Origin of the sequence: Glycomyces luteolus (assembly GCF_027622875.1) — a bacterium.
Taxonomy (GTDB): Bacteria; Actinomycetota; Actinomycetes; order Mycobacteriales; family Micromonosporaceae; genus Glycomyces; species Glycomyces luteolus.
Genome location: NZ_JAPZVP010000014.1, coordinates 141,731 through 157,365, shown reverse-complemented (window position 1 = coordinate 157,365; position 15,635 = coordinate 141,731). Strand labels below are relative to the sequence as shown.

Genomic DNA, 15,635 nt, shown 5'->3' with positions numbered 1-15,635 from the left:
CTGAATGCCGAGGTCATGGGCGGTCATGCTTACCCCGGGGTCGCCGACCCCCCTCTCGCTCGGCTCGCCGCGGCCGCCGCGGCGTGGAGGATTGGAGCGTGGACGCCACTGAACTCGCCGCATTCCTGCGCTCGCGACGCGACCGGATCAGGCCGGCCGATGTCGGTTTGACGGGCGGGCCGCGCCGCCGCGTGCCCGGCCTGCGCCGCGAGGAGGTCGCGTTCCTCGCGAACGCCTCCATCGACTACTACATCGAGCTGGAGCGCGGCCGGGGCGTGCAGCCCTCGGAGCAGATGCTGCTCGCGCTCGCGCGGGCGCTGCGGCTCACAGGCGACGAACGCGACCACCTGTTCCACCTCGCCGGGCGTCCCGCACCGCCGACTGGGGAGCCGTCCCGCCGCACCGACCCCTCGCTGCTGGCACTGCTGGAACGGCTCGACGGCACCCCGGCGCGGATCATGACCGACCTGCACCAGCCGCTCGCGCAGAACCGGCTCGCCGCTGAGCTCCTCGGCGAGATGGACCCGGTCGGCGAGCCCGGCTATACGGGCAGCACCGTCTACCGGTGGTTCACCGATCCCTCCGCGCGGGCGATCTACCCGGCGGAGGACCACGGCCGGCACGCCCAGTCCTTCGTCGCCGATACGCGGGCGACCGCCGCCAGGCGCGCCCTGGTGGGAGGCGACGCCGAAGCGGAGAAGATGGTCGCCGATCTGCTCTCCCGCAGTGAGGAGTTCGCGAGGCTGTGGGCGGCCAGGGACGTGGCGGTGCGCCGGTTCGACCGCAAGCGGCTCGTGCACCCGGCGATCGGCGTGGTCGAGCTCGAATGCCACCATCTCTTCACCGAGGACGGCGGCCAGCGCCTGCTGTGGCTGGCCCCGATCGCGGGCACGGACGCGGCGGTGAAACTGGCTAGGCTCGGCGCATGACGACCGCAGTGCTGACGCGAGCGAGCCTGGCCGGTGACCTCCGCCGGGTCGGCCTGGCCGAGGGCGACGCGGTGATGGTCCACGCGGCGTTCGGGCGGGTGGGGACGGTCCTGGGCGGTCCGGACGCGCTGGTCGACGCCTTGTTCGACGTCATCGGTCCGGAGGGGACGGTCCTCAGCTACCAGGACTGGGAACTGGGCGTGGACGTGTGGGACGAGCACGGCCGCGTGGCGGACGAGTTCCGTGAACATGTGCCGCCCTACGATCCGGCGACGGCCCGACCGGCGCGGGACCACGGCGTGCTCGCCGCCGTGATCGGCACTCGTCCCGGCGTGCGCCGCAGCGGGAACCCTGGGGCGGCGGTCGCGGCGATCGGCGCGCGCGCCGACGGGTTCACCGCGGACCATCCGCTCGACTACGGCTACGGGGAGGGCTCGCCGTTCGCGCGCCTGGTCGCGGCGGGCGGCCGGGTGCTCATGGTCGGCGCGCCGCTCGACACGATGACGATCCTCCACCACGCCGAGCACCTCGCGGTCCTGCCCGGCAAGCGCCGCATACAGGTCGAGTACCCGCTCGCAACCCCGGAGGGCACGCGCTGGCGTCTCGTCGAGGAGTTCGACACGAGCAGGCCGGTCGTGCCCGGCCCGCCGGAGGACTACTTCCGGCTGATCGTGGAGGACTTCCTGGCGTCCGGCGCCGGCCGGCGCGGGCCGATCGGCAAGGCGGGCAGTGTGCTCGTCGATGCGCCGGCCATAGTGGCGTTCGCCGTCGAATGGCTCGAATCGCGCTATGGGAGCTGACCGCCGCCGTCCCCTGGTGCGGCGACGTTGGGCCGGGCGAGCGGAGCGCGACGCCTTGCTCAGGCTTTAAGGGCCAAGGTCTCCAGGTAGTCGACGGGGAGCACGAACCGGCCGGGTTCGATCCGGCCGCGGGCGGCGAGGAGCGTACTCAGGTCGGATTCGAGATCGCTCCAGCGGCCGGTCGGCTCCACGGCGGCGCGGATGCCGAGCCAGGCCGGGTTGTGCTCGGTGATGTCGCTGACGGCGTCTTCGAGGTCGTCCCAGACGACGTCGACAGTGCGGACGGTGAACTGGAGGCGCACCGGCTGGCCCGCGAACACCGCTTTGACGTTCTGGGGCCGGGTCCAGCGTTCGACCCGCGCACCGCCGCCGCCGTTCGGCAGGTAGGGCCGGACCATCGGCGCCATCGAGCCGAACGCGGATTCGGGGGTCCAGGCGAGGACCGCGATCCGGCCGCCGCTGCGGCACAGGCGCACGAGTTCGGCCGCCATCGCCTCCGGGTCGGGCGCGAACATGCAGCCGAAGGCCGAGGCCACGAGGTCGAAGCGGGCATCGCCGAGGGGCACGGCCGTCATGTCGGCTTCGATCCATTCGACCGCGACGCCCGCGTCGCCGGCCCGCTGCTTCGCCAGTTCCAGCAGCTTAGGCGCGGCGTCCAGAGCCGTGACCTGTGCACCCACTCGCGCGGCCGCGATCGCGAAGGGGCCTGGGCCGCAGGCGATGTCGAGCACCGCCATATCGGGCCGGACCGTCGCCACGGCGAGCTCCAGACTCGCGGCGGCCCAGCGGTCGCCGTTCGCGGCGTAGTCGCCCATGCTCCACAATGTGCCTGGCTGCATTCGCACTCCTCGGTAGGGCCGCCGCGGCGGCGCGGTGTTCAGGATGGCACGGGGACCGGCCCGGCCGCTGGAGTTGCGGGGCGCGTCTGCGCACGGACGACGCCGTGAGGAGCCGCTTCACCGAAACCGACCGCCACCCGGGCCGGGCTCGCGCCCGAGCGGATCGTCGACGCCGTGGCGCTGACCGCCCAGATCATGAAGGAGTTCGAACGCGTCGGCGCCGACCATCCCGGCGCGCAGATCCTCATGTCAGCGATCGCGGGCCACACCGACCACGAGGAGACCGCGGAGGAGCGGTACTACCGCTTCGTCGTCGACACGACACTCGCCGGGCTGGAACGCCTGCTGCCGCACCGGACCGGTTCGCGCAGTCATCCCCGCTTCGGCTTGCGGCCCAGGTAGACCGAGCGGACTTCGAGGTGGTGCAGGTCCCCTCGGCGGCCGAGCCACGCCGGGGATTCGGGGTCGAGCAGGGTCTTCCAGGCCGCCCGGTCGTCCTCGTCGAGGAAGGCCTCGAACCAGCCGACTCGAGCCTCCAGGTTCTCGAGCGCCTCGGTCAGCGCCGCGCCTTCCAGGGGCGCGGGCCGGTCGATGATCTCGTTCAGCGTCCGCACCTCCGTCAGGCCCGCCCGCCCCAGCGCCGCCGTCCACCCGTAGGGCATCGGCACCGCGCCGCGCTCGAGGTTCTCGGCGATCATCCGCTCACTTCCGGCCGCTTCCAGCCTCGCCTGCAGGCCCGGCCTGCCGACGCCGACGTTCCACGGCAGTACGCGCGCCCCGATCCCGCCCTCGGCCACGGCGAGCCGCCCGCCCGGCGTCACGGCCGCCGCCAGCGTGGCGAGCGCGGCCTGCTCGTCCGCAGCATGGTGGACGACGTGGCCGGCCCACATCAGGTCGACCGCCCCGCCCAGCGCATCGAGGAGCACCTCGGGCCCGGATTCGATGTCGCCCAACGCGAATGCCAGCGCGGCACCGCATCGGTCGGCGTAGACGCGGGCCACGTCGAGCACGGCGGCGTCCGCATCGAACGCGACCACTTCGGGCACCGTGGCGGCCAGCGCGACCGCCATGCCTCCGCCGCCGCAGCCGATGTCGGCCGCCCGCCTGTCGCCCGGCGCGACCAGGTCGGCGGCGAGCCGCCGGTACCGCTCGGCGTCCTTGTGCGCACTGTCGAGCAGCCAGTTGGCGTGTTCGGCGTAGTCGAGGGCGATCTGCTTGCTCAATGTGCGATCCCAACGTGGTCGTGTTCGTGCTCGAACCCGTAGGCGTCCCAGGGTTCGAATGGGTCGGCGTCGAGTGGTTCGCCTTCGCGGGCAAGGCATTCGCGCAGGGCCGACTCGATCGCCGCGTGTTGGATGGCGACGCCGATGAAGACGAGTTCCTGGCCTTGCTCGGCGTCGCGGGCGGCGAAGGGGTCGAAGCGGGCGACGGCGCCGGCCTGCGACCACAGGGCGGTCACCTCGGGGCGCGTCGCGAGCCAGAAGAAGCCCTTGGAGCGCAGGACGGTCCCGAAGCGCCCGGAGTCGAGATCCTGTACGAACTGCCACAGCCGTTCCGGGTGGAAGGGCGCGGGGTCGCGGAAGACGAGGCTGGAGATGCCGTACTCCTCGGTCTCGGGCACGTGCTCGCCGTTGATCTCCTTGACCCAGCCGGGTGCCTCCTGCGCTCGATCGAGGTCGAAGCGGCCGGTGCCCAGGACGCTCGCGGTGTCGATGCGGCCGTGGCTGGCCCGGAGCAGGCGCGCCTCGGGGTTGAGGCGGCGCAGCACCGCCTCGACGCGGTCGGCTTCGGCGGCGGTGACGAGGTCGGTCTTGTTGAGCACCAGTACATCGGCGAATTCGATCTGGTCGACGAGGAGGTCGGAGACGGTGCGGTCGTCGTCCTCGTAGGCGTCGAGTCCGCGCGAGACGAGGTCGTCGCCGCGCTGGAGTTCGACAAGGAGGTTCGCGGCGTCGACGACGGTGGTCATGGTGTCGAGCTCGGTCAGATCCGACAGAAGGCCCTGCTCGAGTTCGCCGAACGCGAAGGTCGCGGCCACGGGCATCGGTTCGGAGATGCCGCTGGATTCGATGAGCAGGTAGTCGAAGCGGCCGTCGCGGGCGAGCCGGGCGGCCTCCTCGAGGAGGTCGTCGCGGAGGGTGCAGCAGATGCAGCCGTTGCTCAGCTCGACCAGGCGCTCCTCAGTGCGGGACAGGCTGCCGCCGTCGCGCACGAGGTCGGCGTCGATGTTGACCTCGCTCATGTCGTTGACGATGACCGCGACGCGAAGGCCCTCCCGATTGCCCAGCACGTGGTTGAGCAGCGTGGTCTTGCCCGCGCCGAGGAATCCTGACAGCACCGTGACCGGCAGTTTCTTCATCGACAACCCTTCATTAATGGAAATGGTTGTCAGTTTAATCGATGTGCGGCCGGGACCCTCCTCCGGTGGCGCCTTGCTACCGGCTCAGATCGCGCAGGCGCAGCAGCCGCCGCAGCCCCTCGGGATTACGGCGGTCCGTCGACGCGAGGGCGGCTTCGAGCCGCGGTCGCACGGTTTCCGGGTCGAGGCTGGTCCCGATCGCGACCAGTTCGCCGCCGGTCGCGGCCTCGGCGCGGTCGGCGATGTGGACCTGGTCGCCGACGACGTTCACGGTGAAACTCCCCAGACGGCGGCCCGTGTCGACGGTGACCGTGCCTTTGATCCGGTAGGCGCCCGGCGGCGGGTCCTCGCAGAGTTCGATCAGGCGGCCGGGGTCCACAGTGGCGGCGGCTCGCACGGTCACGGCCGCCGCGTGCCGGTGGCTCTCGCGGTGGTGCGCCTGCCTGGCAAGCGCCGCAAGGGGAAGCTCGTCCTGCGGGTCGTCGGCGGAGGCGACGTCGTACACGAGTTCAGGGTCCACCCGGCCGCGCGAGGTCCGCACGATGTGGATGCCGGGGTTGACCTCGCGGATGCGCGCCTCGATCGAGGCCAGTGCCGACTCGGCCCGGTCGGCGGGCAGCCGGTCGATCTTGTTGATCACCGCGAGCGTCGCGACGGCGAACCGCGCGGGCGGCGGGCCGTCGAAGTCCACAGTGGTGAAGTGCTCGACCGCGTCGACGACGTCGATCACGCCGCCCGGCCGCACCCGTGCCACCTTGCTGGCCCGGATCATCCAAGCCAGCGCGGCCGGTTCCGCGATGCCGCTGGCCTCGACGATGACGGCATCGAGCCGGCGACGCGGATCGGTCAGCCGCTCCAGGGCGAGGTCGAGGCCGCCGACGTCGCCCAGGCAGCAGAGGCAGCCGCCGGAGATCGAGACCGGCTCGTCGATCTGCCCGGTCACGAGGGCGGCGTCGACGTTCACCGCGCCGAAGTCGTTGACGACCACGCCGACTCGCGCTCCCGGACGGCTCAGCAGATGGTTGAGCAATGTCGTCTTCCCCGCGCCGAGATGACCGGACAGGACGATGACCGGCACCCGGCCGGTGTCGTTGAAGGCGAGGCTGCTCACCCGCAGAGGGTAACCGGGCTCGACTGGTGCGCCGCTGGAGCACCCGTTCGCTCCAGTGGCGGCGGCTCAGCAGGCGCAGGCCGTTGAGGCCCACGATCACCGTCGAGAGTTCGTGCCCCGCGACGCCGAGGACCAGCGGGAGCTCGCCGAAGAGGTCCCAGGCGGCGAGGACCGCGATCACGGTTGCCGCCAAGGGCACGAGCATACGGATCGCCCCGCTGCTCGTTGCGGAAGAAGCGAGGACGCACTGCGCCGGCGAGGTCGCGGACGCATTCCGCGACTTCGCCGCAGCTGTCACCGTGCTCGAACGCCGAACCAGCGGGCAAGCACCGGCCACCGAGGCGATCGTCCTCGGCACCCCCTGATCACCTCGCCTCCAGGGGCGCCGCGCTGCGGCGCTTCCAGAGGAGGCCGTGCTTCGGGGCGGCCAGCCAGGCGAGCAGGAACATGCCGGTCAGGACCAGCACGATCATGCCGCCGGCCGCGAGGTCGTAGTGGTACGAGATATAGAGGCCCGCAACCGATCCGAACGCCGCGAGCACGCACGCGGCGGCGGTCATCGTGCCGAGGCGTTCGGTGCCCATTCGGGCCGTGGCCGCGGGAGTGACCAGTAGCGCCAGTACGAGCACGTTGCCGACCGCCTGGAGTGCCACCACGATCGCGGCCGTCACCATCGCGTACAGGACCATGTCCAGCACCAGCACGGGCAGCCCGGACGCCTTCGCCGTCTCGCGGTCCAGGCTCACCGCGATCAGCTGGCGGCGCAGCAGGAACGTGAGCGCCACCAGCACTGCGCCGACGACCGCCACGGCGATCACATCACTGTCGCCGAGCGCCAAGATCTGTCCGAACAGGAACGACGTGAGGTCGCCCGTGTAGGCGTCCTGGGTCGAGACGATCACGATGCCCAGGCCGAACGAACCGGCCCAGAAAATGCCGATCACCGTGTCCTCGTTGAGCCTCCGCGTCTGGCTGATCAACGCGATCGCCACCGCGGTGACGATTCCGGCCGCCGCCCCGGTGAGCGCGAGGTTCGCGTGGAGCACGAACCCGACCGCGACACCGGGGAAGACCGCGTGCGCGACGGCGTCGCCGATGAAGGCCATGCCGCGCAGCACGACGAACGCGCCGACCACGACGCACACCACCGCCGAGATGAGCGCGACGATGAACGCGCGCTGCATGAACGCGAGCTGCCACGGCTCGGTCAGCCATTCGATCATGTCGCCTCCTTCGCGGTACCGGTGAGCAGCAGCTCGGATTCGGCGACCCCGAACGCCCGCAGCCACAGCGCTGGATCGTCCAGTCCGGACGGCGGACCGTCGGCGACCACCGTGCGGTTGAGCAGGCACAGCCGCGTGCAGACCGCCCGCGCCTGAGCAAGGTCGTGGGTGGTCATCAGGATCGCGGTGCCCTCTTCGGCGAGCTGGCCGAGGAGCCCGACCAGGAGTTCCTGAGTCGGCACGTCGACACCGGTGAACGGCTCGTCGAGGAGCAGCAGCCCCGGTTCGCGGGCCAGCGCTCGCGCGACGAGCACCCGCTGGCGCTGGCCGCCCGAGAGCGCCCCGATCGGACGTCCGGCGAGGTCGGTGAGGCCGACGCGGGCGACGGCGCGCGCTGCGGCGTCGCGGTCGGCCCTGCGCGCCGCGCCGCCCCAGCGGGTGACCATGCGCGCGTTGAGGACCGCTGCCGCGACGGTGATCGGGAAGTCCCAGGCGAACCCGTGCTTCTGGGGGACGTATCCGAGGTGGCCGCGGGCTCCACGGGGCGGTTCTCCGGCGATGCGGACGGTTCCGGTGTCAGGGGTGAGCAGGCCGAGGACGGCGCGCAGGAGGGTCGTCTTGCCGGCGCCGTTCGGGCCGATGAGGCCCACGGTCTCGCCGGGGGCGACGGCCAGGTCCACGTCGTGGAGGACCTGGTTGCCGCCCAGGGTTACCGCGACTCCGGAGACTTGCAGGCCGGGGTTTTCCGGGGTGGGGTTTTCGTGGTCAGCTCGCATCGGCGTCCTCGGCTGCGGCGGCTTCGGGACCGGTCGTGTTGCGGCGCTTGCGGGTCGCGAACATGATGATCACGCCGATCACGACTGCGGCAGCGGCCGCGCCGAGGCCCCAGAGGAGCCATCCGGTGCCGGTGGTGGGCAGGAAGCCGCCGTCTTCGTCCTTGTCGCCCGAGTCGCCGCCGCCGTCACCGGAGTCGCCGCCGGAGCAGGCCGTGTTCGTGTCCGCCGCATTGCCCACGGCCACTTGGATGTCCTTGGTGTCGCTGACCGTGGCACCGTCGCCGGTGGTGGCGGTGAACTCGACGGTGAGGCGGTAGACGCCGGGTTCGGAGAAGGTCCAGTTGCCGTGCGCGTGGGTGTTGCGCGGGATCGAAACCGTCTGCGGCAGTGCCTCCGCGGAGTTGAAGAGGATTTCGGCGCCGCCGAACGTGCCGGTGAGGAAGATCGTGAAATTGCCCGGACCGTCTACTTTGGTGAGGTTCCACTCGACCGCGCCGGGGACGCCGTCGATCACACTGGAGTCCTGGGTGTTCCAGCCGGGCCAGACGATCCCGGAGGCCTGGACCTGCGGAAGCATGTAGATCTCATCGCCTGCGGCGCCGAGGAATCCGAAGTCGCCCTCGGGGATCGGGAACAGCCCGGCGTCGGGGACCTGGAGCACGACGTCTTCGAGGTCGCGCCAGACCGACTCGGAGGCGCGGTCATCGCGCATCTGGACGGTCCAGGTGCCGTCGACGAAGCGGGGGCCGATGTCGACGTGGCCGTCATTCACGACCTCGCAGGAAGTGCCGGCCTGGGCGCTGCCGTTGTTGCCTCCGGTCGCGTTCGACTGCGCCTCTTGAACAGTGGCGTCCTCGGCAGTGACGCTGTAGGAGGCTCTGGCCGTGGTGGCGGCTTGGCCGTGCCCGGTCGTGGCGACCGAGCCCTTGGCCCCCTCGTCCTCCTGTGCGACGAGTTCTAGCGTGTATTGGCCGGGCTCGTTCACGGCGAGGACCACAGGGGCGGCGGTCCCGGCGGTCAGGGTGAATGAGCCTTCATCAGCGGTGGAGGCGAGCGGGGCGGCGAACCCGGCGCCTTCGAAGGTGTACAGCCAGGCCTCGCCCGGACCGTCGGTCTTCGACAGGGACACTTCGACATCGGTATCGACATCCTTGGCGTCGAGCATCGGGAACGTCTGGCCGTCGACCGTACCGGCGACCCACACGAGATCCCCTGCCTCACCGAGGAACGCGAAGTCCTCGCGCTCGGGCACGATCGAAGGCACCGTGGCCAGTTCGCCCGGCGCGTTGATCTCCAGTCGCGACCCGGCGGTCTCGAACTCGGCGAGCCCTTCGGCCACTTGGGCGTTCGCGGGCGCGGCGTACAGGCCCGCCGCGAGCGCGGCGGCCCCCGCGAGGGCCGCTATCCGGCGGTGTCGTCTCATTGGTCTCCTCCCAGGCAGCGGCTCAGCTCAGAGGCGTTCTGCCGCATCATGTCGATATAGGTCGGTGCGTCTTGGGGCAGCGCGTCGCCGTGAAGGGTGCAGACTTCGACGCCCTGATCCTCGGCCACTTGGCGCAGCACGGAGGCGCGGGCGTGCAGGTTCGGTTCGACGAAGACGGCTCGGACTTGCAGGTCGGCGATGGTCTCGGTGAGGGCCTCGACCTGCTTGGCGCTGGGTTCGGCGGCCGGGTTGGGGACGACGAACCCGGCGATCTGCATGCCGTAGGCGTCCGCGAGGTAGCCGAAGGCGTCGTGGGTGGTGATGAGCTGCCGGCTCGCCTCGGGGATGGACGCGATCGCCGCCGCCACTTCGGCGTCGAGGTCGTCGAGTTCGGCCAGGTAGGCGTCGCGGTTGGCCTCGTAGGTCTCGCGGCCCTCGGGGTCGCGTTCGATGAGCGCGTCGGCGATGACCTGGACGTAGGCCTTGGCGTTGGCGACGTCCTGCCACAGGTGCGGATCGATCTCGCCGTGCACGTGCTTGCCGAGGACGGCCTGCGGGAGCTGGTAGATCTCCTCCCCCGCCGCCCCGAGGAACGCGAACTGCTCCTCGGCGGGGATCACCTCGATGGCCTTGGTGGGCACGTCGATGACGACCGCGTCGGGGGCGAGCTCGCCCCGGTCGTCGTCGCGCGCGATGAGGCCGCCAGTGTCGAGGTCCACGGTGAGATCGACGTGGCCGCTGTCGAGGACAGCGGCGCCGGGCTGGACTTCGCGGGGGTTGACGCCGACCGCGTAGGTGAAGGTCGCGGTGCCGGCGTCGGTGACGGCGCCGTTGTCGGTGAGGGTGGCAGCGGTGGTGAGGGTGTAGACGCCGGGTTCGGTGAAGGTCCAGTTGACGTGGGTGTGCGCGTTGGGCGGCAGGGTGATGACGTCGTTCTCGGCGAGGCCGTCGGCGGAGTTCCAGTAGATCTCGGGCTGGCCGAACGCGTCGGTGAGGAACATGGCGGCCTGGCCGGGACCGGTGAACTCGGCGAGGCGGATGCCGATCTCGGCCGAGCGGGTCTCGGTCTCGCCGCGCACGCCGAAGCCGAGCCAGACGGTGTCCAGGCTGATGTTCTCCACCAGCGGCATCAGCTTGGCGCCGTATGGCTCAGCGTTCTCGGCGAGCGACAGGTTGGGGACGTCCTCGGGGACGTTTGCGTCGAAGAGCTTGATGAGCGGGTGGTCTTCGAGCAGCAGGTGGTTGGTGAGCGCGAGCTCGGCCTTCGCGACCTTGGCGGCGTCGTTCGGGCTGGGCTCGTAGGAGTGCGGGTCGCCGCCGGGCGGGACGATCGTCTCGACGTTGACGCGGTCGCCTCCGACCACTTCGGTCCAGTTCTTGATGAGCTCGGTGGTGACGACGACGTCGACGCCGTCGCTGCTTCCGCCCGCGCCGGAGCAGCCGGTGAGCAGCAGCGCGGCGGCGGTCGCGGCGGTCAGGGTCCTTCTCATGCTTCGGCGGGCTCCTTCGGGGTGTCGGGGCTCGGTGGCGCCGACTCATCGGTCTCGGGCGCCGGCTTCGCGGGTGTGCCCGCATCGGGCCGCGAAGCATTGCGCCGCTCGCGTTTGCGGGCCTTGATCCAGATCCAGACGGCGAAGACGAGGAGAGCGGCGACGGCCGCCTGCGTCCAAGGTGGAGCCCAGAAACCCGTCTCGTCGGAACGCGAGGACAGGCGGATCCCGGCGTCGGCCTCATTGACGATTTCGGGCCGAACGATCAGTTCGAGGTGCTCGTACAGCAGCGGCCAGACCCCTTCGAAGCGCACGGTGCCCTCGTAGCGGTCGCCAGGCAGGATCTGCGGGAGTTCGGCGACTTGAAACTCCTTCTTCAGCAGGCCCCAAGGACCCGAGACCCGGGCGACAAGCGTCCCTTGGAGACGGACGTTGCCGGTGTTCTCCACGGCGTACTTGAAACTCAGGCCCCCCGGTTCGATCGGGTTCCAGGTGTAATGGAAGGCCTCGTCGTCGGACTCGGGGACCAGGTCCGGGTCGATTTCCCCGCTCACGCGCAGGTGGATGCGGGCGCCGACGCGCCGCTCCACCTGGATCTCGCTGCCGCTCGCGCCCGTGGTGGATTCGGTGACCACCGCGACGATGCCGCCGACGTGGTCGCCGGGCGTCGCGTCGGCCGGGACGGTGAGCGCGAACGGCACGTCGAGGCGGCTCTTCGGCGGGATCGTGAGGCGCGGTTCGTTGAAGCCGATCCAGGAGCCGACGTCGACCGGCTCCTCGCCTGAGGGCAGCAGGTCGAAGGTGCCGGTCTCGGTGGTGAAGGCGTCCAAGGCGTACAGGCCGACGGTGAGCGGCTCGGTTCCGAAGTTGGAGACGCCCACGAAGTCGATGAGGGTCTCGCCGGGGTCGAGCTCGTAGTCGAAGGCGGACCGGCCGTCCGGACCGTCCTGACTGGAGGGGTTGACGCCCCAGGTGACGACGGCGGGCTCCTCGGCCGCCGCTTCTTGGGCGGCTGCGGAGTTCGCCGCGAGCAGCGCGGCGGCCAGCGCGGCGGCGCTCAGGGCTTGCAGGCACAGGGCCGGGATGGGTTTCAAGGGGGCGCTTTCGGATCGGGTGGCGGGGCGGCCCGGCAGGTCGGACCGCCCCGCTCCTGTGGGAGGGAACCAGGTCGTTAACCGACGTCGAAGGTGTAGGTGACCGGGTCGGAGGTCACGGGGCCGTCGGTGGTGTGGGTGCCGGTGAGCTGGAAGGTCAGCGTGTAGGTGCCGGGCTGGGTGAAGATCCAGGTCGGGTGGTGGTGCGATTCGGAGACGGCGATGGCGCCGTCGTCGCAGGCGGGGTCGGTGTGGAGCCGGGTGGTGGCCGTGGTCGCGTCGTAGACGGCGACGTGGCCGCCGGTCGGGGCGGAGTAGGAGACGAGGTCGGCGGTCACGCTGCCGCCGAAGGCGGGCAGGTTGAGGCCGTCGGTGTTCCAGCCGGCCCAGATCTTGCCGGAGGCCTCGAGCCTCGGCAGGACCCAGTTCGTGCCGGCGTCCCAGCGGCAGGCCGAGGCGCTGGCCTGGGTGACCTGATGGGCACTGTGGACGTCGAATACGAGGTCCGCGGGTTCCAGGATCTGACCGGTGGAGTAGAGCTTCACGTTCAGGTCGAGTTTGTTCGCGGTGTCGTCGTATGCGAGTGCGAGGACGTCGACGTGCCCGGAACCGACGGTGGTGGCGGCCTGCGCGGTTCCGGAGAACAGCAGGGCGACCACGGCGCCGATGGCGCCGGCCACGATGGAGGATTTCGCGAGGGTTCGCACGGGGGGTTCCTTTCTGGAGGTGGACGGGTGGGGAGGGACGGGGCGGTCCGGGGAGTGTGTCGGGCCGCCCCGTCCTCGTATGGGGCGCCGGTCAGAGCGGTCTCGCGGGGATGGCGGTGTGCGCCTTGCGGTCAGCGCCGTGGCTGGTGCTAGGCCTCGACCCAGAACCAGTAGTCGACTTCGCCGGTCGAGACGGTCTCGCCGGTGGCGGCGAGGACGCCTTCGGCCTCGACGGTCAGCTTGTAGAAGCCGGCCTCGCCGAAGGCCCAGTTCAGGTGACCGTGGCCTCCGGCGGTGACGTCCCACGAGCCGAGGCCCGCGTCGGAGTCGAATTCGACGGCCGGTGCGCCGAGGTCGTCCACCGTGTAGAGGTCGACGTCGCCCCAGGCATCGTGGACGGTGATGGTGAGCGAGTCGCTCGCGAAGTCGCCGGGGGCGATCTCCTCGGCGCCGTAGCCCGCGAAGAGCAGTCCGGCGACCTCGGTGTCGGGCAGGATCCACACGTCGTCACCGGCCGTGCCGAGAAAGTCGTATCCGGCCGGAACGGTGGTCTTGGCCTCGTTGTTGACCTTGAGGACGACCTCGCCGGGGGCGTATTCGCCGTCGTGCTCCTCGTCGTGGACGTGCAGGTCGAGTGCGCCCGCCTCGTAGGCGAGGCCGAAGACGTCGACGTGGCCCTGGTCGAGGACCGTGTGGTTTCCGGAGCCCTGGGCGGTCGCCGGGGCGGCGGTCATGGCCAGGGCGGCGGCAGCCGCCGTGACGGCGGAGCGTTTCGCGATGGTTCGCAAAGCGGGGGTCCTTTCGAGTTGCCTAGATTGCGGTGAAGGTGACGAGTGCGGTGTAGGTCCCGGACCCGACGTCGGTGGGCAGGTCGAGCCGGAGGTCGGCGCCGAGCACGCAGGTGCCCCTGCCGGACCCGGCCGCGGCGGCGGCGAGGATCTGCGAGGTGGAGAGGCCGGGGCCGCCGTCGAGTTCGCCTTGGATCGCGGTACCGGGCGTGACCTGCTGGCTGTCGCCGGTGGACACGACGCCGGGGAGCCAGCCGAGGTGGGAGCTGCTGAATCCGCCTGTGTCGCTTGCGAACTCCGAGACTTGCGCGGCGGCGTTCCAGCCGGGGTCGGCCGAGCGGGTGTCGGTGACGGTGACCGGGCGCAGTTCGCCGGCAGTGGTCCACCGGGTGGCGGTGCTGTTGAGCGCCAGTGCGGGGAGGACCACGTCGCGGTCGTTCGGGTCGACGCTGATGACAAGGCCGCCCGCATCGGCGTCCACAGTGGCGGTGATGGTCTGGGTGCTCTCCAACTCGGGGTTCCCGGGGTCGTCCGGGTCGTCGGCGGGCCACTCGCCGACGACGAAGACGAACTCCTCGGGTTCAGAGGCGATCGGGGTGCCGTCGGCGAGCGTGGCGGTGGCCCGCCAGGTCAGCGCGTACACTCCGGGCTCGCTGAACAGCCAGTCGGTGTGGGCGTGGGTCTTGGCCCGCGTGGCGATGATGTCGGGGAGCCCGTCCGCGGTGTCCGCGTAGAGGATCGTCGGCTCGATGCCGTCGCCGGGCATGAACATGAGCAGGTCGCCCGGGCCGCTGAAGTCGGTGAACTCGAGCCCGAGCGTGTCGTCCTTCAGCAGTCCGCCGGCGATGTCGGAGTTCCATCCGGCGAAGAGGACGCCTTGCCGCTGACTGTCCGGCAGCCACCAGACGGAGTCTCCGGCCGAGTACCGGTCTCCGACCTGCCAGTAGTCGATCTGGGGTTGCGTCAGGACGAGTTCGGATTCGGGGACGGCGTGGAAGGCGACGTCGTCCGGGTCCCGGTCGACGGTGCCGGGGGCGTGGAGGCGCGTGCCGTCCTTCACCCGCAGCGAGAGCGCATCGCCGTCCAAGGTGGTGGAGAGGACGTCGACGTGGCCTTCGTCGAGGACGAGCCGGTCGTCGAGGTCGGGGGCGGACGGGTCGCCGCCGCCCGGATCGGGATCGGGGTCGCCGCCGGGGTCTTCGCCGGGCAGCCCGCCCACGATCCAGTGGTAGTCGACGCTCCCGGTGGACACCTCGGTGCCGTCCGCGAGCGTGCCGGTGAGCTCCCAGCTCAGGGTGTACTCCCCCGCTGCCGTGAAGGCCCAGGTCGAGTGGACGTGGGAGTTCACGTTGACGTTGATCGAGTCCGCCAGCCCGTCGCGCGAGTTGAACCAGACGTTCGGAGTGCCGAAGTTGCCGAGACCCCACAGCGCCACGTCGCCAGGGCCCTCGGCACCTACCAGCGACATGGTGACCTTGTCGCCCTTGAAGACTCCGGAGTTCAGCTCCTCGGTGCTCCAGCCGGGCCACAGCAGCGTGTGGTCCTGCGTGAAGGGCAGCAGCCAGATCGGATCGCCGGGCTCGCCGATGAAGTCGAGCGCCCCGCCTTCGGGGACGGCCATCTGCGCGTGCGGGAGCACCTGGAAGCTCACATCGGCGGGGTCGTGGTACTTGACCGAGTCGCCGGTGTCGTCCTTGACCCGCAGGCCCATCCGGCCGTTCTCGTACGTGATCTGCATGGCGTCGGTGTGGCCGACGGACAGGACGGTGCGGTCGCCGGGGGTCTGGGCCGATGCCGGCGCCGCGAGCGCGGTGAGGAAGAGCGCGGCGGCGAGTGCTCCGGCCCGCGGCAGCGCTGAGGTCAGGGTCATCGGGGGTCCTTCGGGGTCGAGGGAGGGGACGCTCAATCATGATAACGGAAATCATTATCAATATGAAGTCCACAGAGACCCGACCCCCGGTGACCTTGAATACCAAGATGTTGCGCATATGCGAACGCACGCATGAAAAGTGGCGGGGGGGGCGCCCCACCCCCCCCCCCCCCCCCCCCCCCCCCCCGGGGCGGGGGGGGGGGGGGGCGCGCCCCGGGGGGGGGGG

General features: G+C 70.9%; 15 protein-coding genes and 1 pseudogene. 3 read left to right on the top strand and 13 right to left on the bottom strand.

Annotation, left to right across the window (positions count from 1 at the left end):
- Positions 1-98: 98 nt before the first annotated feature.
- Positions 99-929: an MmyB family transcriptional regulator gene (locus O1R50_RS17795; RefSeq protein WP_270111492.1), complete on the top strand. Its 831-nt coding sequence runs from the start codon at positions 99-101 to the stop codon at positions 927-929.
- Positions 926-1,729 (top strand): aminoglycoside 3-N-acetyltransferase, encoded by an 804-nt coding sequence (aac(3), locus tag O1R50_RS17790; RefSeq protein ID WP_270111490.1) that lies wholly within the window; start codon positions 926-928, stop codon positions 1,727-1,729. The genes O1R50_RS17795 and aac(3) overlap by 4 nt, the downstream gene beginning before the upstream one ends.
- A 59-nt stretch (positions 1,730-1,788) precedes the next feature.
- Here the strand turns inward: aac(3) and O1R50_RS17785 are convergent, their stop codons facing one another.
- Positions 1,789-2,568, bottom strand: coding sequence for a class I SAM-dependent methyltransferase (locus O1R50_RS17785; protein ID WP_270111489.1), 780 nt, complete (start codon positions 2,566-2,568; stop codon positions 1,789-1,791).
- Positions 2,569-2,742: 174 nt separating this feature from the next.
- Between O1R50_RS17785 and O1R50_RS17780 the strand changes: the two genes are divergently transcribed.
- On the top strand, positions 2,743-2,970 hold the full coding sequence (locus O1R50_RS17780) for a hypothetical protein (protein ID WP_270111488.1): 228 nt from the start codon (positions 2,743-2,745) through the stop codon (positions 2,968-2,970).
- Here the strand turns inward: O1R50_RS17780 and O1R50_RS17775 are convergent.
- The 12 genes and pseudogenes from O1R50_RS17775 to O1R50_RS17725 all read right to left on the bottom strand — a co-directional run bounded on the left by O1R50_RS17775 (position 2,940) and on the right by O1R50_RS17725 (position 15,409).
- Positions 2,940-3,791: a class I SAM-dependent methyltransferase gene (locus tag O1R50_RS17775; protein WP_270111487.1), complete on the bottom strand. Its 852-nt coding sequence runs from the start codon at positions 3,789-3,791 to the stop codon at positions 2,940-2,942. The genes O1R50_RS17780 and O1R50_RS17775 overlap by 31 nt on opposite strands.
- Positions 3,788-4,927, bottom strand: coding sequence for a GTP-binding protein (locus tag O1R50_RS17770; RefSeq protein WP_270111485.1), 1,140 nt, complete (start codon positions 4,925-4,927; stop codon positions 3,788-3,790). Before O1R50_RS17770 ends, O1R50_RS17775 begins: the two co-directional genes overlap by 4 nt.
- A gap of 76 nt (positions 4,928-5,003) precedes the next feature.
- On the bottom strand, positions 5,004-6,038 hold the full coding sequence (locus tag O1R50_RS17765; protein WP_270111484.1) for a CobW family GTP-binding protein: 1,035 nt from the start codon (positions 6,036-6,038) through the stop codon (positions 5,004-5,006).
- 52 nt (positions 6,039-6,090) lie between these two features.
- Positions 6,091-6,228 (bottom strand): annotated as a pseudogene (locus O1R50_RS26420) (hypothetical protein); the annotation flags it as partial.
- A 175-nt stretch (positions 6,229-6,403) separates the two neighbouring features.
- Entirely contained in the window at positions 6,404-7,261 is an 858-nt protein-coding gene (locus O1R50_RS17760) for an anchored repeat-type ABC transporter permease subunit (RefSeq protein WP_270111483.1), read from the bottom strand.
- Positions 7,258-8,037, bottom strand: a complete 780-nt coding sequence (locus O1R50_RS17755; RefSeq protein ID WP_270111482.1) for an anchored repeat-type ABC transporter ATP-binding subunit — start codon at positions 8,035-8,037, stop codon at positions 7,258-7,260. The genes O1R50_RS17760 and O1R50_RS17755 overlap by 4 nt, the downstream gene beginning before the upstream one ends.
- The gene (locus O1R50_RS17750) at positions 8,027-9,460 is read right to left on the bottom strand and encodes a TIGR03773 family transporter-associated surface protein (protein WP_270111481.1); all 1,434 of its coding nucleotides are present in this window, start codon (positions 9,458-9,460) and stop codon (positions 8,027-8,029) included. Before O1R50_RS17750 ends, O1R50_RS17755 begins: the two co-directional genes overlap by 11 nt.
- Complete coding sequence (locus O1R50_RS17745) at positions 9,457-10,950, bottom strand: anchored repeat ABC transporter, substrate-binding protein (RefSeq protein WP_270111480.1); 1,494 nt, start codon at positions 10,948-10,950, stop codon at positions 9,457-9,459. The genes O1R50_RS17750 and O1R50_RS17745 overlap by 4 nt, the downstream gene beginning before the upstream one ends.
- Positions 10,947-12,044 carry a WxL protein peptidoglycan domain-containing protein gene (locus tag O1R50_RS17740; RefSeq protein WP_270111479.1) on the bottom strand — a complete coding sequence of 366 codons (1,098 nt, stop codon included), beginning with the start codon at positions 12,042-12,044 and terminating at the stop codon, positions 10,947-10,949. Before O1R50_RS17740 ends, O1R50_RS17745 begins: the two co-directional genes overlap by 4 nt.
- Before the next feature lie 77 nt (positions 12,045-12,121).
- On the bottom strand, positions 12,122-12,751 hold the full coding sequence (locus O1R50_RS17735) for a choice-of-anchor M domain-containing protein (RefSeq protein ID WP_270111478.1): 630 nt from the start codon (positions 12,749-12,751) through the stop codon (positions 12,122-12,124).
- A 149-nt stretch (positions 12,752-12,900) separates the two neighbouring features.
- A complete protein-coding gene (locus O1R50_RS17730) occupies positions 12,901-13,539 on the bottom strand; it encodes a choice-of-anchor M domain-containing protein (protein WP_270111477.1) in 639 nt (212 codons plus the stop codon).
- Between the two features lie 22 nt (positions 13,540-13,561).
- Positions 13,562-15,409 carry a choice-of-anchor M domain-containing protein gene (locus O1R50_RS17725; protein WP_270111476.1) on the bottom strand — a complete coding sequence of 616 codons (1,848 nt, stop codon included), beginning with the start codon at positions 15,407-15,409 and terminating at the stop codon, positions 13,562-13,564.
- Positions 15,410-15,635 lie beyond the last annotated feature (226 nt).

What these genes read in the sequence shown, in the direction of transcription:
- O1R50_RS17785 (WP_270111489.1), bottom strand. Translation starts at nt 2,568, where the DNA reads ATGCAGCCAGGCACATTGTGGAGCATGGGCGACTACGCCGCGAACGGC.
- O1R50_RS17770 (WP_270111485.1), bottom strand. Translation starts at nt 4,927, where the DNA reads ATGAAGAAACTGCCGGTCACGGTGCTGTCAGGATTCCTCGGCGCGGGC.
- O1R50_RS17760 (WP_270111483.1), bottom strand. Translation starts at nt 7,261, where the DNA reads ATGATCGAATGGCTGACCGAGCCGTGGCAGCTCGCGTTCATGCAGCGC.
- O1R50_RS17755 (WP_270111482.1), bottom strand. Translation starts at nt 8,037, where the DNA reads ATGCGAGCTGACCACGAAAACCCCACCCCGGAAAACCCCGGCCTGCAA.
- O1R50_RS17750 (WP_270111481.1), bottom strand. Translation starts at nt 9,460, where the DNA reads ATGAGACGACACCGCCGGATAGCGGCCCTCGCGGGGGCCGCCGCGCTC.
- O1R50_RS17745 (WP_270111480.1), bottom strand. Translation starts at nt 10,950, where the DNA reads ATGAGAAGGACCCTGACCGCCGCGACCGCCGCCGCGCTGCTGCTCACC.
- O1R50_RS17725 (WP_270111476.1), bottom strand. Translation starts at nt 15,409, where the DNA reads ATGACCCTGACCTCAGCGCTGCCGCGGGCCGGAGCACTCGCCGCCGCG.